This window comes from Mitsuaria sp. RG (assembly GCF_028369275.1).
Classification (GTDB): domain Bacteria; phylum Pseudomonadota; class Gammaproteobacteria; order Pseudomonadales; family Pseudomonadaceae; genus Aquipseudomonas; species Aquipseudomonas peradeniyensis.
The window spans coordinates 90,954-110,328 of the sequence record NZ_JAQMYQ010000005.1; the positions used below are offsets into that span (position 1 = coordinate 90,954).

The window sequence follows — 19,375 nt, forward strand, 5'->3', positions numbered from 1 at the left end:
TGGATGTAGAGGGGACAGGCTCCAGCGCTGCCATGGAAGGGTGACGCTCGAGTCTGAGTTCGAACTCAGCAAAGGACTATAACAATGGCTCTCAGTAAAGAAGTGCCGGAGTTTGACATCGACGATGACCTCCTTCTCATGGAGACGGGCATCGTTTTGGAAACGGATGTGGTGTCAGACGAACCTGCTGTACCTTCGGTTCGGACCAAGTCGAAACAGGGCGCATCGCTCAAGCAGCACAAGTACATCGACTACAGTCGCGCACTTGATGCTACTCAACTGTATCTGAATGAAATCGGCTTCTCGCCCCTGCTTTCGCCAGAGGAAGAAGTGCATTTCGCGCGCCTGTCGCAAAAAGGCGACCCGGCCGGTCGCAAGCGCATGATCGAAAGCAACCTGCGCCTGGTGGTCAAGATCGCCCGCCGTTACGTCAATCGTGGCTTGTCGTTGCTCGACCTGATCGAGGAAGGCAACCTGGGACTGATCCGTGCGGTGGAGAAATTCGACCCCGAGCGGGGCTTCCGCTTCTCGACCTACGCGACCTGGTGGATCCGCCAGACCATCGAACGGGCGATCATGAACCAGACCCGCACCATCCGCCTGCCCATCCACGTGGTCAAGGAGCTCAACGTCTACTTGCGCGCTGCCCGCGAGCTGACGCAGAAACTCGACCACGAGCCGTCGCCGGAAGAAATCGCCAGCCTGCTGGAGAAACCGGTGGCCGAGGTCAAGCGCATGCTCGGCCTGAACGAGCGGGTGTCCTCGGTGGATGTCTCGCTCGGCCCTGACTCGGACAAGACGCTGCTCGACACGCTCACCGACGATCGCCCCACCGATCCGTGCGAACTGCTGCAGGACGACGACCTGTCGCAGAGCATCGACCAGTGGCTGGGCGAGCTGACCGACAAGCAGCGCGAGGTGGTGGTGCGGCGTTTCGGCCTGCGTGGGCATGAAAGCAGCACCCTCGAGGATGTCGGCCTGGAGATCGGCCTGACCCGCGAGCGCGTGCGGCAGATCCAGGTCGAAGGCCTCAAGCGTCTGCGCGAGATCCTTGAGAAGAATGGCCTGTCCAGCGAGTCGCTGTTCCAGTAGTCACTGACGTGCTTAGGCGAACGCCCCGACTTGTTCGGGGCGTTTGCGTTTTAGATTGGCTGATCTGACGCCATCGCGGGGCAAGCCCGCTCCCACGCTGCTTTTGGGGGCTGGACGCGAAACCTGTAGGAGCGGGCTTGCCCCGCGAAGGCGTCCTCAATACCAACCCCATAGCCTGCTCCCCTGCGAAGTATTTATTTCTCCACCCTCGTAGCATCGCGTGTAAGCATTTGCTCACTCGTCATGTAAGCGATCGCTGTAGGGATCAGTAAATCAATGTCGTTTCCAACGGCGTACTTTTTCTAACTAACTGATATTTATGACTTTTATAAATATCAAAAGATGTGTCACCTGAATCATCCTGAGATATTCGCCGCTTGTTCCCTACCGAGGAATCGCTAGTATTCGAACTGTGTCAAGGGACAGACACAGGCCTTCAAGGATGACGGCCAGGGACATCGCGGGACGCGATTCATCAGGATGATGATTGGGACATACAGGGACTACGGAAAAAATGTGGGCGGGTCAAACCGCCCCTTTTTTTTGCCCGTCGGAAATGAAAAAAGGCCCTTTCGGGCCTTTTTCGCAACTGGGCGCTATCAGCGCTCCAGGTCGGCAATCTTGCCCGTCTTGCCATCCCACTCTTCGGCGTCCGGCAGGGCGTCTTTCTTCTCGGTGATGTTCGGCCAGATCTCCGCCAGCTCGGCGTTCAGCTCGATGAAGTTCTCCATGCCGGACGGCACTTCGTCTTCCGAGAAAATCGCCTGGGCCGGGCACTCCGGCTCGCACAGCGCACAGTCGATGCACTCGTCCGGGTGAATCACCAGGAAGTTCGGGCCTTCGTAGAAGCAGTCCACCGGACAGACTTCCACGCAGTCGGTGTACTTGCATTTGATGCAGTTGTCGGTGACGACGAAGGTCATTTCTAATTCTCTCCTCAGGCGACGGCAGCTTGCCCTTCCTTACCAGGGCAGCGCGGTTCACGGTGCTGGCTGCAGGCCAGGCTAATAACCTGCAGTGCTCGCAAACCGCGCCGGATTCTACCAGCTTGCGCGGTGGGCCGTTATAACAGGTTTTTCAGTTGATATAGCATTTCGATAGCTTGGCGCGGCGTCATGTCGTCCAGGTCCAGCTTGCCCAGCTTCTCGATGGCTGGGTGTGGCAGGCTGGCGAACAGGTCGCTCTGGTGCGGCACGTGAGGCATGTTGTCGCGGGCTGGCGTGACCGGCGCCTCGTGGGGCAGGCTGGCGGTTTCCAGCCGGCCGAGGTGCTCGCGGGCGCGTTGGATCACCGCCGCCGGCACGCCCGCCAACTGCGCCACGGCCAGGCCGTAGCTCTGGCTCGCCGGGCCCGGCAGGACGTGGTGCAGGAACACGATGCGTTCGTTGTGTTCGGTGGCGTTCAGGTGCACGTTGGCCACTAGCGGTTCGCTGTCCGGCAGCACGGTCAGTTCGAAGTAGTGGGTGGCGAACAGCGTGTAGGCGCGCAACTGGGCCAGGCGCTCGGCGGCGGCCCAGGCCAGCGACAGGCCATCGAAGGTACTGGTGCCGCGGCCGACTTCGTCCATCAGCACCAGGCTGCGGTCGGTGGCGTTGTGCAGGATATTGGCGGTCTCGCTCATCTCGACCATGAAGGTCGAACGCCCGCCGGCCAGGTCGTCGCTGGAGCCGATACGGGTGAAGATGCGGTCGACCGGCGACAGTTCGCAGGCGGCTGCCGGGACGAAGCTGCCGATATGGGCCATCAGCACGATCAGCGCGGTCTGGCGCATGTAGGTGGACTTACCGCCCATGTTCGGGCCGGTGATGATCAGCATGCGCGTGCTGTTGTCCAGGCCCAGGTCGTTGGCCACGAATGGCGTGGTCAGCACCTGCTCGACCACCGGGTGACGGCCCTGCTCGATGCGCAGGCACGGCTCCTCGACGAAGCTTGGGCAGTTCAGGTCCAGGTTCAGGGCGCGCTCGGCCAGGTTGCTCAGCACATCCAGTTCGGCCAGGGCGGCGGCGCTGTCCTGCAGCGGCGCCAGGTGTTCGATCAGGGTTTCGAGCAAGGCATCGTAGAGCATCTTCTCGCGGGCCAGGGCGCGGCTCTTGGCCGACAGTGCCTTGTCCTCGAAGGTCTTGAGCTCGGGGGTGATGAAGCGTTCGGCGCCCTTGAGCGTCTGCCGCCGGATGTAGTCGGCGGGTGCCTGCTCGGCCTGCTTGGTCGGCAGTTCGATGAAGTAGCCGTGCACGCGGTTGTAGCCAACCTTGAGGTTGGCCAGGCCCGTGCGGGCCTTCTCGCGGGCTTCGAGGTCGATGAGGAACTGGCCGGCGTTCTCGCTGATCGCCAGCAGCTCGTCCAGTTCGCTGTCGTAGCCGGTCTTGAGCACGCCACCGTCGCGGATCACCGCCGGTGGGTTGTCGATGATCGCCCGCTCCAGCAGGCCGGCCAGCTCCGGATAGGTGCCGGTGATCGCGGCCAGGCGCGCCAGGTGTGGCGCCTCCAGCTCGGTCATGGCGTTCTGCAGCTCGGGCAGGGCGCCGAGGGCGTCGCGCAGGCGCGCCAGGTCACGGGGACGGGCGTTGCGCAGGCCGATCCGCGCGAGGATCCGCTCGATGTCGCCGATTTCCTTGAGCTGCGGCTGCAGCTTCTCGAAACGGTAGCCGTCGAGCAGGCAGCGGATCGAATCCTGGCGGGCCTTGAGCACCTTCAGGTCGCGCAGCGGACGGTTCAGCCAGCGGGTCAGCAGGCGGCTGGCCATGGCGGTCTGGCAACGGTCGATGACCGATTGCAGGGTGTTGTCGCGGCCACCGGCCAGGTTGATGTCCAGCTCCAGGTTGCGGCGGCTGGCGGCATCGAGGATGACCGTGTCGTCCAGGCGCTCGTGACGCAGGCTGCGCAGGTGGGGCAGGGCGGTGCGCTGGGTTTCCTTGGCGTAGGTCAGCAGGCAGCCGGCGGCGCCGATGGCCAGGGTCAGCTTGTCGCAGCCAAAGCCCTTGAGGTCCTGGGTGGCGAACTGCTGGCAGAGGCTCTTGCGCGCCGTGTCGCGGTCGAAGTCCCACGGTGCGCGGCGACGGGCGCCGGGGCGCTTTTCGGCCGGCAGGCCCTGCGGCCAATCGTCGGGGATCAGCAGTTCCACCGGGTTGATGCGTTCGAGCTCGGCCAGCAGGTTCTCCCAGCCCTTGATTTCCTGCACGCTGAAGTTGCCGCTGGTGATGTCCAGCACCGCCAGGCCGAACAGGCGCTCGTCACCCAGCAGGGCGGCGATCAGGTTGTCGCGGCGCTCGTCGAGCAAGGCCTCGTCGCTGATCGTGCCCGGGGTGATGATGCGCACCACCTGGCGCTCCACCGGGCCCTTGCTGGTGGCCGGGTCGCCGATCTGCTCGCAGATGACCACCGACTCGCCGAGCTTGACCAGCTTGGCCAGGTAGCCTTCCAGCGAGTGGAACGGAATCCCGCACATGGGAATCGACTGGCCCGCCGACTGCCCGCGGGCGGTCAGGGTGATATCCAGCAGTTTCGCGGCTTTCTTCGCATCTTCGTAGAAGATCTCGTAGAAATCGCCCATGCGGTAGAACATCAGCTGGTCTGGGTGCTGGTTTTTCAGCTTCCAGTACTGCTGCATCATCGGGGTGTGTGCGCTGAGATCGGAAATTGCTTTATTCATCAGTGAGTTGCAGGCAAGTCTTTGGAGGACTGGGGCAGGATTGGGGTGACGTCCACGGTTGAAACACCGTGATACGCCTGCTGTGCCACCTAAAAGGCTGGCGAGAGGGTATCACGAACGACGGGTCGCCTTCTGTCAGAAAATCGAGGCATCAGTTCATCGCGGTTGGCAGCTTTCGTGCGACAACCAGCCGTGATCCTCCCAGGGGCAGGTTCAGCCCCCGTCGAATCATTGCCAGTTCAAGGTTCAATGCCCACTCAAAGATCCCGTTCAACGCAGGGTGGATGCGCAGTTCGGCCATTTCGTCGGGCTTTGCGTCGTCTGAGTGCTTTTTCATCAGACGGGACAGGTACATCGCTGGCAGCAAGGTGCTGACAAACGAGGTGCTTCGAACGACTTCCAATCCAGCCCGGACCATCTTGCCATGCAGTTCACTGGCCTCATATCGCCTGACATGACAGGCATGTACATCCACGGAGCTCCACAGCCAGCGATGTTGCGGAACGGTGATGAACAACATGCCGTTTGGCGCCAGGGCCCTGGCCATCTGATCCAGAACCTGCTCATCCTCTTCGATATGCTCAAGCACATCGAAAGCGCCGATGACATCCGGTGCTGACGCGAAATTGATTTGCCTGGCATCCATTTGTTGGAACTCGACATCGGGAAGCCGCTGCCGCGCGTAAACCAGGCCTTCATTGAAGTACTCGCTGCCCGAGAGGTGTGCTTCAGGGAATGCACGGGCCACGGCAGATATGACGAACCCTGTGCCGCAGCCGATCTCATGAAATGAGGTCAGCTGCGGCATGTACTTTTTCAGTGCCCAGATGATGATTTTGTTTCTAGCGCGAAACCAGAAGTTCTTGCCCTCCAGGCTCGCCAATTCCTGATAGAAGTCTTTGCGGAAACCGGTTTTCATTTCGAGTCACCACGAAATACGAAATACTTGCAGGCCAGGAAACCATAAAGCGCGACGACCAGGATGGCGACTGCCTGCACGGCCTGATGGGGGTAACCAAGTAGGTCGGAGAAAATGAGCAATAACAAAAAATTCAGCAAGTAGCCGATGATATGCATTTGCACATAACGAAGCATTGCGCCACGTTGCTTGACTTGCATGAAAGTCCATTGATGGTTGGCGATGAAGCCGAAGACTACGCCGATGAGGTACATGAGTGTCATCGAGAGTTTCTTGCCGACGTCTGCGTAGACGAGGAGCAGGTAGCCAAGATAGACCAGGCCATTGCTCGTTACGCCAACAATGCCGTAACGAATGAATTGGGCAAGGGTGGTGGCGCTTGGGGATCTCAACGTCAGCACCTCAGAAGGTCTTTTGTCTGACGATGTACAGCGGCCGCTTCTTGGTTTCGTCGAACGTCTTGCCGATATAGATGCCGACAACACCCTGAATGGAGATGATCACCCCGCCAATGAAGAACAGCGACACCATCAGGCTGGTCCAGCCAGGTACGACCGCACCGTGCAGTAACGTGGTGGTGAGCAGGTAGGCGCCATACAGGAAAGACAGCAATGCCATGGAAAAACCGAGCTTGACCGCTAACCGCAGAGGCTTGTCGGAATAGGCGATGATGGTTTCCATCGCCAGATCCCAGAGTTTCGAGAAGGTATAGGTGCTCTCGCCATGTGGGCGCTCGGCGTGCTCGACCGCAATACCGGTGGTGTTGAACCCCATCCAGTGGACCAGGGCACCAAAAAAGCGCAGTTGCTCACGCATCTGGCAGAGGTTGTCGACCACCTTGCGGGAGATGATCCGAAAGTTGCCACTGTCGCCATCGTAGTCAAAGTCGGCCAGGTAACTGAACATCTTGTAGAACAGCCACGACGTGAGCCGCTTGAGTGGCGCGTCACGGCGTTTGCCGCGCAGCGCTAGGACAATGTCGAAGCCTTCCTGGGCCTTGGCATAAAGGCGCGGGATTTCCTCGGGCCGATCCTGCAGATCACAGTCCATGACGACGACCCACTGACCGCGACAGCTGTCCAGGCCTGCGGTGATACCGTAGTGTTGTCCGAAATTGCGGCTTAACTGGATACCCCGGACACGGGGATCACTTGCGGCGAGCCGTTCGATGATCTCCCATGAGCGATCACCCCCACAGTCCTCGACCAGCAGAATCTCGAAATCAAGAGAAATCGTCTCCAGCGAGGCTTTCAGGCGTCGGTACAATTCGTCGAGAGATTGCTCAGCCTTGTAGACCGGTATGACAACCGACAATAGAGGATCTGCAGTCTGTAGTGGCATCGTATTCCGTGACTTTCTTGTTGAGCGTTGAATTGACTGTTACCAGTACTGCATGTAGCCAAACAGAAGTTCTTGACGGTAATAGAACACGCCGCAAGCCGTGTGTGCGAAGAACACGCTGAGGCAGAGGCCGTACTTTATCTTATCGAACACGGTGCGGGTCAGGGACTTGCGATCACCGAGCAGGAACGCCAGCGAGAACAGGAATGCCAGGTACAGGCCGATCTGCCCGCTCCACCAGAAGTTGCCGGCATACATTCGATAGCCACTTTCGGCGAAGAAGTAGGTGAGGATCATGCCCATCAGCAGGCACAGGAACGCCAGCACGAAGGCCTTATTCTGTGTGCTCGCCTTGGGATAGGAGAGCAGCACAAGCAGCGGGAAGGCAATCGACAGGAACAGCTTGCCAGTCAGGAAATTCGAGTAGTGGGAGAATGTTTCGAATGGCAGGAACAGCACGTGGCTTTCTTCATTGCCCGTCCCGGTGGAAAGCCCTTGGTAAAAGTAGGTGTGGAAGAACTGAAGGCTGAGCACCAGTAGGACAGGGAGGAAAAAGGCCCCGTAGATGTACGGGCGTTTCAGGGTGGAATGCAGTTGCTGGGTGATCATCAGGAACAGCACGAACGCCGGCAGGACGATCAGCAGGAAGTTCGGTTTGGAAATACCGCAGACGAAAATCGCAGCAGCAAACGCGAGGGCACTGGGCAGTGGATCTCCTGCGGGGCGGTCCACTGTCTTCAGGGCATAGCAGAACACGATCAATGACAACGGTTTGAGCAGCAGCATGGTGGGGCTGTGGTAGACCGTGATGCCGATGTAGCCGAAGTACAAGTGGTTATCGACGAAAAAGAACGCCTGCAGCGGTGTCACCAGGAGCAGGCAGACAGAGAACACAAAGGCAACGGGCAACGATGTGCGGGGCGCTAGAACACGGTAGCTGAGGATGGCCAGCAACGAAATGGCCAGGAGGATCACCACAGTTGAAGCCGCGATGTAGTCGATGGCCAGCAACTTCTTCGCAACGATGACCAGAACGTGATAAAGCGGGTGCGGAAGTATGAGCTTGCCGTGCTCTTCGATTTCGCTCGCCCATTTCAGGTGGGCGACATAGTCACCACCAATGGCGGATAGCTTGCTGATCAGCGGTTCGAAGATGGCGACGCTGATGACCAGCAATGCGAAGTACACCGCACCTTCGATCAAGCGACTGGATGTTGTCGTCACACGACTTTCGCTATGGGGTATCACCGGACCCTCCCTGTTTTCGTTGAGCGGTTCAATTGTCCTGGACACGGCCAGGGGCACTGGCTGCGCCTTGTTGTGATCCGGATACCTGATAGCAGGCATCCGAAACAGTCGGTTCTTGAACATGGCACTGCGCCCTGCGCGGATTATTTTCATGCGGCGCTGGCAATTGGGCCGAGGAGTATACCCGTAGCTTTACTGCGGCGTCCTGACGGCGACCGGCTGTTGCGAATCAGAAATCACTGACCTTTGCCATCCCTTGATTGCATTTCGCATATGCTCTCGCTACTATGCATTCTATGCAAAAGCGCAACGTAGCCTCCGTACTTAGAGAACTGCTCGCCCGCCACGGCCTGTCCCCCACAGAGCTGCATCGGCGCACGGGCGTGCCTCAATCCACCCTGTCGCGGATTCTCAGCGAGAAGATCGTCGATCCTTCGGACAAGCACGTCTCGAAGATCGCCGAGTACTTCGGCGTGAGCACCGACCAGTTGCGCGGCCGCGTCGAACTGGGCGAGTCCCGTGACGCGGCCCCGCTCGCCCAGGGCCACGCAGCCCTGAGCGATATCAGCCTGTGGGACGATGAAACCCCCGTCGAGGACGACGAGGTGTCCGTTCCTTTTCTTCGTGAGGTCGAGTTGGCAGCAGGATCAGGAAGATTCGTCATCGAGGAAAGCGAGAACGCTCGCTTGCGCTTCGGCAAACGCAGCCTGCGCCACAATGGCGTGCAGTTCGACAACGCCAAGTGCGTGACGGTGCGCGGCAACAGCATGCTGCCGGTACTGCGCGATGGCGCCACGGTCGGGGTCAATACCGGTAAAAGCACCATCGGCGATATCATCGACGGTGACCTTTATGCCATCAACCACAATGGCCAGCTGCGGGTGAAACAGGTGTACCGCCTGCCTACCGGCATTCGCCTGCGCAGCTTCAACCGCGACGAGCACCCCGACGAGGACTACAGCTTCCAGCAGATGCAGGAAGAACAGATCAGCCTTCTCGGCCACGTCTTCTGGTGGGGCATGTACGCCCGTTGATCCCCAGCCCTCGATAAAAACCCGCCTCGGCGGGTTTTTTTTCGCCCTCAGAAAACCCCTACAGCCACGTCAGATCAGGCCTCCATGCATAGAAGCAAAAGCTGATGCATAAAAATTTGAATTTGTGCATTGACTGCATATGCATGAGTGCATAAAATGTATCCCAAGCCGGACGCAAACCGGTTGAGATACAGGCAGCGATGAACAGGCCTCGACTGTTCAGAGGGTTGGCAACTGGCCCGGGTGTGCAGCGTAAAGCACCACGATCAGTTATCCGGCGGGCAGGCGGCCGCGGTCGGAGTCACCAATTTGAAGCGCAACCGCACGGCGTCACCAGTCGTGGCCGGCGGTTACACCGCGCATTACTGAAAAGCCTGCAGGGCGGGCTTTTTGGAATGCCGAGTCAAGCCAATCACGATCCGCCGGCATGTCGCCGGCGGGCAACACACAGGAGGCAGGAACGTGACGAACGAGCAACAGGCGTTGCTGGAGATGCCGCTCTGGCTGGTGATCCTCCTGGCATTGCTGGGCGGGCTTTCCGGCGAGATGTGGCGCGCCGACAAGGCCGGCGCCCGCGGCTGGGGGCTGCTCAGGCGGCTGGCGCTGCGCTCCGGGGCCTGCATGGCCTGCGGGGTATCGACGGTCATGCTGCTGTACGCCAGCGGCATGTCGATCTGGAGTGCCAGTGCCTTTGGCTGCCTCACCGCCATGGCTGGCGCCGACGTGGCCATCGGTCTCTATGAGCGCTGGGCCGCGCGCCGGCTGGGGCTGGACGACCAGCCCGCAGTGGCGCGCCAGGACGAAGAATGAACGCGGTAACAAGGAAGAAAGCGGATGTTCAACGAGTTTCGCTGCGGTAAATGCAACCGCTTGCTGGCCCGCATCGGCGGGTCGGCGCTGGTCCAGATCAAGTGTTCGCGCTGCGCGACCTTGAACCACATGAAGGCCACGGGCCTCGACAACGTGCCACCGAGCGATCAGGACGGGCCGCAGAGCCCAGCTCCCCTTCAATCGATCCAGTAGGAGAAACACCATGGCAGGTCGTACCCGCATTCCTTTCAACGGCGTCGGCACTTCGGTGCTGCCCGCTTACCAGACCCTTTCGGCGGGCCAGTACCTGCTGTCGCCCAACCAGCGCTTCAAGCTGCTGCTGCAGGGCGATGGCAACCTGGTGATCCAGGACAACGGCGCCACCGTCTGGGTCGCCAATGAACAGCAACCCTTCAGTTCGAGCATTCCCCTGCGCAACAAGAAAGCCCCGCTGGCCTTCTACGTGCAGTACGGCGCATTCCTCGACGACTACTCGCGGCGCCGGGTGTGGCTGACCAACAACAGCACCTTCACCAGCAACGACCAGTGGAACCGCACGCACCTGGTGCTGCAGGACGACGGCAATATCGTGCTGGTCGACTCCCTGGCGTTGTGGAACGGCACGCCGGCCGTCCCGCTGGTGCCTGGCGCCGTCGACTCGCTGCTGCTGGCGCCTGGCTCCGAGCTGGTACAGGGCATGGTATACGGCGCGGGCGCCAGCAAGCTGGTGTTCCAGGGCGACGGCAATCTCGTGGCCTATGGCCCGAACGGCGCGGCCACCTGGAACGCCGGTACCCAAGGCAAGGGCGCCGTGCGCGCAGTGTTCCAGGGCGACGGCAACCTGGTGGTCTACGGTGCCGGCAACGCGGTGCTGTGGCATTCGCACACCGGCGGCCATGCCAGCGCGGTGCTGCGCCTGCAGGCCAACGGCAGCATCGCCATCCTCGACGAGAAACCGGTGTGGGCGCGCTTCGGCTTCCAGCCGACCTATCGCCATATCCGCAAGATCAACCCTGACCAGAAGCCAATCGACATCTGGACCTGGCACTTCTGAGCCGGGCGCCGGGCCTTCGCGGGCCCGGCCTTCGCCGAACCGAGCGTTCAAGGAGCACAAGCATGAGCGAACTGGCCCAGTTGTACGCGGCCGTCACCTCCACCCTGCGGGCGGCGTTGCCGGCCTTCGCCACGGTCGCCACGGAGGGCGACGACATTACCGAGCCGGCCCTGCCCGCCTTGGTGCATGGCGTGTTGCGCATGCGTGGCGACGAGGCGCTGCGTGACGGTCGCTCATTGCTGATGACGACCTTCGAAGCCCGCGTCACCGCCCAGGGCACCCCCGCGCAGGCACGGACGCAGGCCGGCGTGCTGGCGGCGCAGCTGATCGATGTGCTGCGCCAGCAGTCCTGGGGCCTCGATTACGTCGAGGGCGCACGGGACATCCTCGCCGAAGCCGAGGGCAGCACCTGGCGGGTGCAATGGGAACAACCGGTCCTGCTGGGGAATGCCCACTGGCCTTGGCCCGACCAGCCGCCGGGCAGCCTGATGCTGGGCTTCGCCCCGGACACCGGGCTCGGCAACCAGGACAAGTACCTGTCACCGGAGGACCTGGCATGAGCTACGCCAGCGCCATGCACGATCGCATGCTGGCCAGCCTGGTGATCCCCTGCCGGGTGGTGGCGGTGGACCTGGCCACGGCCCGGGTGCGGGTGTCCGACGGCGGTGGCTGGACCAGTGCTTGGGTGCGCTGGCATGCCCAGGCTGCCGGCAAGGCCCGCCACTGGCGAGTGCCGAGCCTGGACGAGCAGGGCGTGCTGATCAGCCCCAGCGGCGAACCGGCCCTGGGCACCTTCGTCCCGGGGTTGTACGGCAATGCCGGGACGGCGCCGGACAACCGCGACCATATCGAAGTCTGGCGCTTCGACGACGGCGGCTCGCTGACCTACGACTGGCAGGCCAAACGCTATGACATCCAGCTGCCCAGCGGCCAGGCCACGGTCAAGGTCGGCGCCAGCACCCTGGTGGTCAGCGACAACGCCATCACCCTCGACGCTGCGTCGATCACCCTGACCGGCACGGTCGCCATCAACGGTCCGCTGACGGTCAGCGGCGACATCAACGGCGGTGGCCGGATCATCGACACGGCCGGCAACACCGCCAACCACAAGCACTGAACAATGGCCTGGAGCCCAGCAAGATCGCCATTGAGCGACATGAACGCGGTGAGTGCCGCGCCCCCTCATTTCGACTCAAAAGGTAAAGCAACATGGAAGCAGTAAAAGTCGGCAAGCATTTCTTCAACGCCCACCCAACCGCCGTCAGCCAGGTCTTCAGTGCCGCGGACAACAAGGATGGCGTGTACCTGCGCACCGCCACCCTGTGCACCGGCGGCGGCATCCTCAACCTGTACACCGGCCCGAAGGCGCCGGCCTACATCGGCGACATGAGCGTCCACGCCATCATGGGCGGGATCAACGGCGGCATCGACTCGCAGTACACCCTGCCTTATCCGCTGTTCATCCCGGCGGGTTACGGCCTGTGGACCGTCGCCAACAACGCCACGGCGGCCATCGCCCTGACCTACGACTTCGTCTCCTGAAGCGGCTGCCCGGCTTGTCCGGGCAACCCATTCCTTTCTTCCAGGTGATAACCATGCGCTATCCGAACAGGCTATCTGGAGCCTCAATCCCAGGAGGTGCCCCATGATCGGCATGGACCGCCGCACCGGCCAGCCCCTGTCGGGCGTGGCCCACCTGCGTCAATCCATCGAAGACATCCTCACCACGCCGCTTGGCAGCCGGCGCATGCGCCCGGAGTACGGCAGTCAGCTGCGCCGCTACGTCGACCTGCCGGTCAACGAAGGCTGGAAAAGTGCGGTGCAGGCGGAAGTGGCCCGCGCCCTCGGGCGCTGGGAACCGCGCCTGAAGCTGGACCGGGTCAAGGTCGTGGCCGTGCTCGACGGCCAGGTCAGCCTGGCCTTGAGTGGCCGCTACCTGGGTGACGACGCGCTGGTGGAGGTGACTGTATGAGCCAGGTCGATCTGTCGAAACTGCCCGTCCCGCAACTGCTCGAAGACCTCGACTTCGAGGCACTGTACCTGGAGGACCTGGCCAGCTTCCGCGCCCAGATGGGCGACAGCTGGACCGCCAAACTGGAAAGCGACCCGGTGATCAAGCTGCTGGAGGTCGGTGCCTACCGCAAACTGCTCAACCGGGCGCGGGTCAACGATGCGGCCAAGTCTTTGCTGTTGGCCTACGCCCAGGAAGGCGACCTCGACCAGCTGGCGGCCAACGTCAGCCTGCAACGCCTGGTGATCCGGGCCGCGAACCCGAACACGATCCCGCCGATCGAGCTGCTCCTCGAGTCCGACGACGCGCTACGCGAAAGGGTGCAGCTGGTGTACGAAGGGCTGACCACGGCTGGCCCGCGCAACAGTTACATCCTCCATGCTCGCAACGCCTCGGGACGGGTCGCTGACGCGACCGCCGAGAGCCCGTCGCCAGCGGTGGTAGACGTCACGGTACTGAGCCTGGATGGTAATGGTAGGGCCGGCGCGCCACTGCTGGCGCAAGTCGCCAGCTACCTTAACGACGACGATATCCGCCCGGTTGCCGACCGGGTCAACGTGCGCAGTGCCGAGATCCTGCCCTACCGCGTAGAGGCGGTGCTGCACATGGCTGACAGTGGCCCGGAGTACGAAACGATACTCGGTGAATGCCGACGGCGCCTGGAGGCATGGGTCAACCCACGGCGACGATTGGGTGTCGAGGTAGCCCGCTCCGGTGTCGACGCACAGTTGCACATCGAGGGCGTGAGCCGGGTCGAGCTGGTGGATTGGACCGACATCCGCCCCACCAAGGCACAGGCAGCCTGGTGCACCGGCATCGACCTCAAGCGCGGGGGCTGACATGGACACGCTCTTGCCGCTCAATCGCACGCCGCTGGAACGCGCCCTGGAGGCGGCTGCCGACGAAGACCTCAAGGTCGGCCTGCGCACCCTCTACAACCCCGATACCTGCCCGGCGCACCTGTTGTACCAACTGGCCTGGGCCTGGTCGGTGGATCGCTGGGACGACCGCTGGAGCGAGTCGATCAAGCGCTCGGTGATCCGTTCGGCGTTCTTCGTCCACGCCCACAAAGGCACCCTCGGCGCCCTCCGGCGGGTGGTCGAACCGTTCGGCTACCTGATCGAAGTCGAGGAGTGGTGGCAGACACAGCCTGTCGGGGTGCCAGGCACATTCGCCCTGAAACTCGGGGTGACCGACGCCGGCATCAGCGAAGAAACCTACAACGAACTGTCGTCGCAGATCGACGATGCCCGACCGGTCAGCCGCCACCTGACCGGCCTGGTGATCAGCCTCGAAAGCCGTGGCGCCTTCTACCTTGGCTGCGCGCTGCAGGACGGCGATGAACTCGACGTCTACCCGCCAGCACCCCCTGACGTCATCGTCAGCGGTGCGATCGGGCGCGGTGGCCGGGAACACACAATCGATACCTTGGACATTGCACATGGTTGACCAGAATTCACAGTTCTACGCCATCCTCACCAAAGTGGGCGCGGCGAAGCAGGCCAATGCGGATGCCTTGGGCATTCCGTGGAAAATTACCCAGATGGGGGTGGGCGACGCCAATGGCCTCGACCCCACCCCCAATGCCACCCAGACCAGCCTGATCAACGAATGGCGTCGCGCACCGCTGAACCAGCTCAAGGTGGACGACAAGGACAGTTCGGTGATCGTCGCCGAGCAAGTCATCCCTGCGGAAGTGGGAGGCCGCTGGATCCGTGAAGTCGCGCTGTACGACGCCGACGGCGACATGGTTGCCGTGGCCAACTGCGCGCCCACCTACAAGCCGTTGCTCAACCAGGGTTCGGGCCGCACCCAGGTGGTGCGCCTGAACCTGATCGTCAGCAGCGCCAGCCTGGTACAGCTGAAGATCGACCCTGCGGTTGTCCTCGCTACCCGTGAATGGGTTACCGAGGAACTGGCCAGGCAAGACTTCAAACATTCGGTGCAGGCAGCCACCACCGGTCCCATCACCTTGAATGGGTTGCAGACCATCGACGGCGTCGCGCTGCTGGCGGGTGCCCGTGTACTGGTGAAAAACCAGGCGGCAGCCAAGGACAACGGCTTGTACCAGGTCGGCGCAAGTGCCTGGGTTCGCTGCAGTGATGCCGATACCGATGCCAAGGTCACACCTGGCTTGCTGGTGCTGGTGGAGAAAGGCACGGTCAATGGTGACAGCGGCTGGCAGCTGGTCACCGATGCAACGATCACATTGGGCGTGACGGCCCTGGCGTTCGAGATGGCGTTTGGCCGCACGGGTGTGTCCGAGGGTACGTATCGGAGCGTGCAGGTCGACAAGTACGGTCGCGTCGTTGCGGCGAGCAATCCGACCACCGTGGCGGGTTACGGTATCACCGACGCCTACACCAAGAGTGAAGTCTTCACCCGGGCGGAAACCTCCAATGCCGTGGCGCAGGCGGTTGCAGCCCTGGTTGGTTCGGCCCCGGCCGCACTGGACCAGCTCAACGAACTGGCGGCCGCGATCGGCAACGATCCGAACTTCGCCGCCACGATGGTCAACGAGCTGTCGAAGAAGGCCACCATCGAACAGGTGAATGCCATCGCAGGCCTGACCGCCGGCCATGTCGCCCACTTCGCGATGAGCGTGCCACCAGCGGGTTGGCTGAAGCGTAACGGCGCAGCGGTTTCGCGCGTGACCTATGCGCGCTTGTTCGCGGTCATCGGTACCCAGTTTGGCGCTGGCGATGGCTCGACGACGTTCAACCTGCCCGATGACCGTGGTTACTTCGACCGCGGCTGGTCGGATGGACGCAACGTCGACCCTGGCCGGGCATTGTTCTCGGATCAGGGCAGCCAGAACCTCGAACACGCCCACTCCGGGGCCACCTCGGCCGCGGGTGCCCACTCGCACGTGACGCTGCTGGTGAGGGAGCGGATCAATGCGGCAATGGTCACCAGCGGCGGTAACGCCGTGCTCGGTGACGAGATGGGCGATGGCGTGAACTCGGCCTATACCGACACGGCGCCGGCCCATGCCCACAGCTTCGTCACCAGCGTCAGCGGCGGCAATGAATCCAGGCCATTCAACCGGGCCTATCTGGCCTGTATCAAATTTTGAGAGTGCCCATGACCGATCAAATCATTCAAGGCGCCGTGGCGGCGGTGCAGTCCTACCTGGCCGCCACTACCACCTGGTGGCAACAGGCCGGTGTCGTTGCGCCGCTGGTGTGCAACGTCGACCCTGCCAGCGGTGAGTTTCTTGGGGCCTGCGCGGCCGATCCCAGCCCGCTCGAACCTGGAGTCTGGCTGATCCCGGCCCACAGCTATCGCATCCAACCGCCTGAGTTGAAGACGGGCTTCGCCGCCATCGCTACCCAGGATGGCAAGCACTGGGACCAGGTGGTCGATCATCGAGGCGCGACGGTGTATCGCACCGCCGATGGTGAGGCGCAGGTCTGGACCATGCTGGGCGAACTGCCTGGAGATTTCACGCTGCAAGCGCCGACCTCGGACTTCGATACCTGGAACGGCAGCGCCTGGGTTGTCAACCAGTTGGCCAGGGGCAAGGCGCTGCGCCAATCGGGCGCCCACAAGCAGGCACTGCTGGTCCGATACGCCACGCTGCGCATCTCGAGCCTGCAGGACGCCGTTGCCCTGGAAATGGCCACAGATGCCGAAGTAACGGCGCTGACGGCCTGGAAGCGCTACCGGATCGAACTGAACCGGTTGGATCTCTCGGCCGCGGCGCCCACCGCCGATAGTTGGCCGGCGAGCCCTGACGAGGCGGCGGCTGCCGACTGGCTGACCAGCCAAGGCTTCGAAGAAGTCGCCTGAACCTGAGCGCCCGCGACGCCGGGCGTTTTCCCAAACCGATCTACCCCTTCCAGGCCCTGCACCCGCAGGGCCTTTTCACACCTGAACCTGGAGCAAACCTACATGAGTGGATTCTTCCACGGCGTCACCGTGACCAATGTCGACACGGGTGCCCGCAACATCGCGTTGCCTTCGTCCTCGATCATCGGCCTGGTCGATACCTTCACCGAAGGCCCGGGCGTCACTGCAAAGGCCAACGACCTGGTACTGATCACCAGTGAGCGCGAAGCAGTGGCTGCGTTCGGTGGCAATGCCGCCATCACCAAGGCCTGCCGCGCCGTCTTCGCTCGCGCCAAGGCAGTTATCGTCGCCTGTGGCGTGGCCAAGGTCGATGACACTGCCGAACAGATCTCGGCGATTATCGGTACCGTCGGGATCAACGGCAAGCGTACCGGCCTGCAAGCGTTGCTCGACGGCAAAAGTCGATTCAATGCCCAACCGCGCCTGCTGATCGTTCCGGGCCACAGCTCGGTCAACACCATTGCCACCGCCCTGGTGGGCCTGGCCGACAAACTGCGTGGCATCGCCATCCTGGATGGCCCCAACACCACCGAAGAGCAAGTGCTTGCCTACGCCAAGCAGTTCGGCGCCAAGCGGGCCTTCATGGTCGACCCCGGCGTGCGCTACTGGGACAACGAGGCCCTGGCTACCGTCGATGCCCCCGCGTCGGCCTGGGTCGCCGGCCTGTTCGCCTACACCGACCGCGAGTACGGCTTCTGGGCTTCGCCTTCGAACAAGGAATTTGTCGGCATCACCGGCACCACCCGCGCCGTGGAATTCCTCGACGGCGATGACACCTGCCGCGCCAACCTGCTGAACAACGCCAACATCGCCACCATCATCCGCGACGACGGCTTCCGCCTGTGGGGCAACCGCACCCTGTCGAGCGACCCGAAATGGGCCTTCGTCACCCGCGTGCGGACCATGGACATCGTCATGGACGCGATCCTCTACGGCCACAAGTGGGCCGTCGACCGCTCCATCACCGCCACCTATGTCAAGGACGTCACCGAGGGCCTGCAGGCCTTCATGCGCGACCTGAAGAACCAGGGCGCGATCATCAACTTCGAAGTCTTCGCCGACCCGGAGCTGAACACCGCCAGCCACCTCGAGCAGGGCAAGGTGTACTGGAACATCCGCTTCACCGACGTCCCGCCTGCCGAAAACCCCAATTTCCGCGTCGAAGTCACCAACCAGTGGCTGACCGAAGTCCTCGATTCCGTCGCTTAAGGAGCGCATCTACATGGCAATGATTCCCGAAACCCTGGCCAACCTGAACCTGTTCGTCGATGGCGTCAGCTTCCAGGGCGATGTACCCAACCTGACCCTGCCCAAGCTCACGCTGAAGATGGAAGAGCACCGCCCCGGCGGCATGGACATGCCGGTCGAGATGGACCAGGGCATGGAAAAACAGGAAGCCGCCTTCACCACCACCGGCGTACGCCGCGAGTCGCTGAAGTTCTTCGGTCTGGCCGACGGCACCGCTTTCAACGGCACCTTCCGCGGCGCCTTCAAGGGCCTGAAGGGCAAGATCAACCCAGTCATCGTCACCCTGCGCGGTTCGCTGAAAGAGATCGACATGGGTGACTGGAAGTCCGGCGACAAGGCCGAGATCAAGCACAGCATCGCCGTCACCTACTACAAGCTCGAAGTCGATGGCCGCCTGGTCTACGAAATCGACGCCCTGGGCATGAAACGGGTGATCGACGGTGTCGACCAACTGGCCGCGCAGCGCGCCGCACTGGGTCTTTAAGGAGAACGCTCGATGGCTCAAACGAAGAAACTGCCGCAATGGCTGACCGTCGACGCCGAGCGCGTGAACGTGCGCCTGTCGCGCCCCAGCGAGGCGAACGGCGTGCAGGTCGACAGCCTGTCGCTTCGCGCACCGACCGTGCGTGACATTCGCAACGCACAGGCCGGTGGCGTGGCTGACGACGAGCAGCGCGAACTGAACTTGTTCGCCTCACTCGCCGAGGTTGGCGTCAAGGACCTCGAGGGCCTGGCCCTGAAGGACTACAGCCGCCTGCAGACGGGCTACTTTCGCCTGGTGCAGGACGACGAGGTTTGACCCTGCCCGGCAGAAGGCCGCCGCCAGGCGGCTGGCCAAGGAGCTGAACTTTTCTGCCAGCGAGATCATGGCCATGTCGTTCAGCGATATGGTCTGGTGGCTGGCGGACTGAAGGGGGAGACACGGATGGCGAACAGATCAACGACAGCGCTGGGCGCAGTCGGTGCCACCGTTCCGGAACTTGCGGGGCCGTTGGAGGGGCTGCGTGGCCGCACGGTACCCATGGGGGCGCTGGGGGGGACCCAGCGGCCTGCCGATGTCGGCGGCGGGGGAAATACTGCCCCGTCCCCGCAAGGGGCGATGGCACTACGGGACAAG

At 62.4% G+C, this 19,375-nt stretch carries 22 protein-coding genes; 16 read left to right on the forward strand and 6 right to left on the reverse strand.

What is annotated here, in order from left to right; translation table 11 throughout:
* Nucleotides 1-84: 84 nt before the first annotated feature.
* Nucleotides 85-1,092, forward strand: a complete 1,008-nt coding sequence (gene rpoS / locus POF53_RS04750) for an RNA polymerase sigma factor RpoS (protein ID WP_011535249.1) — start codon at nt 85-87, stop codon at nt 1,090-1,092.
* Nucleotides 1,093-1,691: 599 nt separating this feature from the next.
* Here rpoS and fdxA read toward each other — a convergent pair.
* From fdxA to POF53_RS04780, 6 genes are all read right to left on the reverse strand, one after another.
* Nucleotides 1,692-2,015, reverse strand: coding sequence for a ferredoxin FdxA (gene fdxA, locus POF53_RS04755; protein WP_050704429.1), 324 nt, complete (start codon nt 2,013-2,015; stop codon nt 1,692-1,694).
* Nucleotides 2,016-2,155: 140 nt separating this feature from the next.
* Nucleotides 2,156-4,741, reverse strand: coding sequence for a DNA mismatch repair protein MutS (gene mutS, locus POF53_RS04760; RefSeq protein WP_269806789.1), 2,586 nt, complete (start codon nt 4,739-4,741; stop codon nt 2,156-2,158).
* Nucleotides 4,742-4,892: 151 nt separating this feature from the next.
* The gene (locus POF53_RS04765; RefSeq protein WP_232856809.1) at nt 4,893-5,660 is read right to left on the reverse strand and encodes a class I SAM-dependent methyltransferase; all 768 of its coding nucleotides are present in this window, start codon (nt 5,658-5,660) and stop codon (nt 4,893-4,895) included.
* Entirely contained in the window at nt 5,657-6,061 is a 405-nt protein-coding gene (locus tag POF53_RS04770; RefSeq protein ID WP_232856811.1) for a GtrA family protein, read from the reverse strand. Before POF53_RS04770 ends, POF53_RS04765 begins: the two co-directional genes overlap by 4 nt.
* A 1-nt stretch (nt 6,062) precedes the next feature.
* On the reverse strand, nt 6,063-7,001 hold the full coding sequence (locus POF53_RS04775; RefSeq protein ID WP_232856812.1) for a glycosyltransferase family 2 protein: 939 nt from the start codon (nt 6,999-7,001) through the stop codon (nt 6,063-6,065).
* A gap of 39 nt (nt 7,002-7,040) precedes the next feature.
* Nucleotides 7,041-8,372, reverse strand: a complete 1,332-nt coding sequence (locus POF53_RS04780; protein WP_232856813.1) for a hypothetical protein — start codon at nt 8,370-8,372, stop codon at nt 7,041-7,043.
* Nucleotides 8,373-8,545: 173 nt separating this feature from the next.
* On the opposite strand from POF53_RS04780, the gene POF53_RS04785 reads away from it, so the two are divergent.
* The 15 genes from POF53_RS04785 (at nt 8,546) to POF53_RS04855 (ending at nt 19,057) form a co-directional block, all read left to right on the forward strand.
* Nucleotides 8,546-9,283, forward strand: coding sequence for a LexA family transcriptional regulator (locus tag POF53_RS04785; protein ID WP_050704435.1), 738 nt, complete (start codon nt 8,546-8,548; stop codon nt 9,281-9,283).
* A gap of 462 nt (nt 9,284-9,745) precedes the next feature.
* Complete coding sequence (locus tag POF53_RS04790; protein ID WP_203651175.1) at nt 9,746-10,093, forward strand: phage holin family protein; 348 nt, start codon at nt 9,746-9,748, stop codon at nt 10,091-10,093.
* 24 nt (nt 10,094-10,117) lie between these two features.
* On the forward strand, nt 10,118-10,306 hold the full coding sequence (locus POF53_RS04795; RefSeq protein ID WP_203651177.1) for a Com family DNA-binding transcriptional regulator: 189 nt from the start codon (nt 10,118-10,120) through the stop codon (nt 10,304-10,306).
* Between the two features lie 10 nt (nt 10,307-10,316).
* On the forward strand, nt 10,317-11,147 hold the full coding sequence (locus POF53_RS04800; protein WP_203651179.1) for a putidacin L1 family lectin-like bacteriocin: 831 nt from the start codon (nt 10,317-10,319) through the stop codon (nt 11,145-11,147).
* A 62-nt stretch (nt 11,148-11,209) separates the two neighbouring features.
* Nucleotides 11,210-11,707, forward strand: a complete 498-nt coding sequence (locus POF53_RS04805) for a hypothetical protein (protein WP_232856816.1) — start codon at nt 11,210-11,212, stop codon at nt 11,705-11,707.
* Nucleotides 11,704-12,264: a phage baseplate assembly protein V gene (locus tag POF53_RS04810; RefSeq protein WP_232856817.1), complete on the forward strand. Its 561-nt coding sequence runs from the start codon at nt 11,704-11,706 to the stop codon at nt 12,262-12,264. The genes POF53_RS04805 and POF53_RS04810 overlap by 4 nt, the downstream gene beginning before the upstream one ends.
* A 92-nt stretch (nt 12,265-12,356) precedes the next feature.
* Nucleotides 12,357-12,689 (forward strand): hypothetical protein, encoded by a 333-nt coding sequence (locus POF53_RS04815; protein WP_110738424.1) that lies wholly within the window; start codon nt 12,357-12,359, stop codon nt 12,687-12,689.
* A 103-nt stretch (nt 12,690-12,792) separates the two neighbouring features.
* Complete coding sequence (locus tag POF53_RS04820) at nt 12,793-13,119, forward strand: GPW/gp25 family protein (protein ID WP_232856818.1); 327 nt, start codon at nt 12,793-12,795, stop codon at nt 13,117-13,119.
* Nucleotides 13,116-13,997, forward strand: a complete 882-nt coding sequence (locus tag POF53_RS04825) for a baseplate assembly protein (protein WP_232856819.1) — start codon at nt 13,116-13,118, stop codon at nt 13,995-13,997. The genes POF53_RS04820 and POF53_RS04825 overlap by 4 nt, the downstream gene beginning before the upstream one ends.
* A gap of 1 nt (nt 13,998) precedes the next feature.
* Nucleotides 13,999-14,607, forward strand: coding sequence for a phage tail protein I (locus POF53_RS04830; RefSeq protein WP_232856820.1), 609 nt, complete (start codon nt 13,999-14,001; stop codon nt 14,605-14,607).
* Nucleotides 14,600-16,234, forward strand: a complete 1,635-nt coding sequence (locus POF53_RS04835; protein ID WP_232856821.1) for a phage tail-collar fiber domain-containing protein — start codon at nt 14,600-14,602, stop codon at nt 16,232-16,234. Before POF53_RS04830 ends, POF53_RS04835 begins: the two co-directional genes overlap by 8 nt.
* A gap of 8 nt (nt 16,235-16,242) precedes the next feature.
* Nucleotides 16,243-16,950: a tail fiber assembly protein gene (locus tag POF53_RS04840; RefSeq protein ID WP_254463914.1), complete on the forward strand. Its 708-nt coding sequence runs from the start codon at nt 16,243-16,245 to the stop codon at nt 16,948-16,950.
* Nucleotides 16,951-17,052: 102 nt separating this feature from the next.
* Complete coding sequence (locus POF53_RS04845; RefSeq protein ID WP_232856823.1) at nt 17,053-18,219, forward strand: phage tail sheath subtilisin-like domain-containing protein; 1,167 nt, start codon at nt 17,053-17,055, stop codon at nt 18,217-18,219.
* A gap of 13 nt (nt 18,220-18,232) precedes the next feature.
* Complete coding sequence (locus POF53_RS04850) at nt 18,233-18,742, forward strand: phage major tail tube protein (protein ID WP_232856824.1); 510 nt, start codon at nt 18,233-18,235, stop codon at nt 18,740-18,742.
* A 12-nt stretch (nt 18,743-18,754) separates the two neighbouring features.
* Entirely contained in the window at nt 18,755-19,057 is a 303-nt protein-coding gene (locus POF53_RS04855) for a phage tail assembly protein (RefSeq protein WP_232856826.1), read from the forward strand.
* The last annotated feature ends 318 nt before the right edge of the window (nt 19,058-19,375 follow it).

What these genes read in the sequence shown, in the direction of transcription:
- rpoS (WP_011535249.1), top strand. Translation starts at nt 85, where the DNA reads ATGGCTCTCAGTAAAGAAGTGCCGGAGTTTGACATCGACGATGACCTC.
- fdxA (WP_050704429.1), bottom strand. Translation starts at nt 2,015, where the DNA reads ATGACCTTCGTCGTCACCGACAACTGCATCAAATGCAAGTACACCGAC.
- mutS (WP_269806789.1), bottom strand. Translation starts at nt 4,741, where the DNA reads ATGAATAAAGCAATTTCCGATCTCAGCGCACACACCCCGATGATGCAG.
- POF53_RS04765 (WP_232856809.1), bottom strand. Translation starts at nt 5,660, where the DNA reads ATGAAAACCGGTTTCCGCAAAGACTTCTATCAGGAATTGGCGAGCCTG.
- POF53_RS04775 (WP_232856812.1), bottom strand. Translation starts at nt 7,001, where the DNA reads ATGCCACTACAGACTGCAGATCCTCTATTGTCGGTTGTCATACCGGTC.
- POF53_RS04780 (WP_232856813.1), bottom strand. Translation starts at nt 8,372, where the DNA reads ATGTTCAAGAACCGACTGTTTCGGATGCCTGCTATCAGGTATCCGGAT.
- POF53_RS04785 (WP_050704435.1), top strand. Translation starts at nt 8,546, where the DNA reads ATGCAAAAGCGCAACGTAGCCTCCGTACTTAGAGAACTGCTCGCCCGC.
- POF53_RS04795 (WP_203651177.1), top strand. Translation starts at nt 10,118, where the DNA reads ATGTTCAACGAGTTTCGCTGCGGTAAATGCAACCGCTTGCTGGCCCGC.
- POF53_RS04800 (WP_203651179.1), top strand. Translation starts at nt 10,317, where the DNA reads ATGGCAGGTCGTACCCGCATTCCTTTCAACGGCGTCGGCACTTCGGTG.
- POF53_RS04805 (WP_232856816.1), top strand. Translation starts at nt 11,210, where the DNA reads ATGAGCGAACTGGCCCAGTTGTACGCGGCCGTCACCTCCACCCTGCGG.
- POF53_RS04810 (WP_232856817.1), top strand. Translation starts at nt 11,704, where the DNA reads ATGAGCTACGCCAGCGCCATGCACGATCGCATGCTGGCCAGCCTGGTG.
- POF53_RS04815 (WP_110738424.1), top strand. Translation starts at nt 12,357, where the DNA reads ATGGAAGCAGTAAAAGTCGGCAAGCATTTCTTCAACGCCCACCCAACC.
- POF53_RS04820 (WP_232856818.1), top strand. Translation starts at nt 12,793, where the DNA reads ATGATCGGCATGGACCGCCGCACCGGCCAGCCCCTGTCGGGCGTGGCC.
- POF53_RS04825 (WP_232856819.1), top strand. Translation starts at nt 13,116, where the DNA reads ATGAGCCAGGTCGATCTGTCGAAACTGCCCGTCCCGCAACTGCTCGAA.
- POF53_RS04830 (WP_232856820.1), top strand. Translation starts at nt 13,999, where the DNA reads ATGGACACGCTCTTGCCGCTCAATCGCACGCCGCTGGAACGCGCCCTG.
- POF53_RS04835 (WP_232856821.1), top strand. Translation starts at nt 14,600, where the DNA reads ATGGTTGACCAGAATTCACAGTTCTACGCCATCCTCACCAAAGTGGGC.
- POF53_RS04840 (WP_254463914.1), top strand. Translation starts at nt 16,243, where the DNA reads ATGACCGATCAAATCATTCAAGGCGCCGTGGCGGCGGTGCAGTCCTAC.
- POF53_RS04845 (WP_232856823.1), top strand. Translation starts at nt 17,053, where the DNA reads ATGAGTGGATTCTTCCACGGCGTCACCGTGACCAATGTCGACACGGGT.
- POF53_RS04850 (WP_232856824.1), top strand. Translation starts at nt 18,233, where the DNA reads ATGGCAATGATTCCCGAAACCCTGGCCAACCTGAACCTGTTCGTCGAT.
- POF53_RS04855 (WP_232856826.1), top strand. Translation starts at nt 18,755, where the DNA reads ATGGCTCAAACGAAGAAACTGCCGCAATGGCTGACCGTCGACGCCGAG.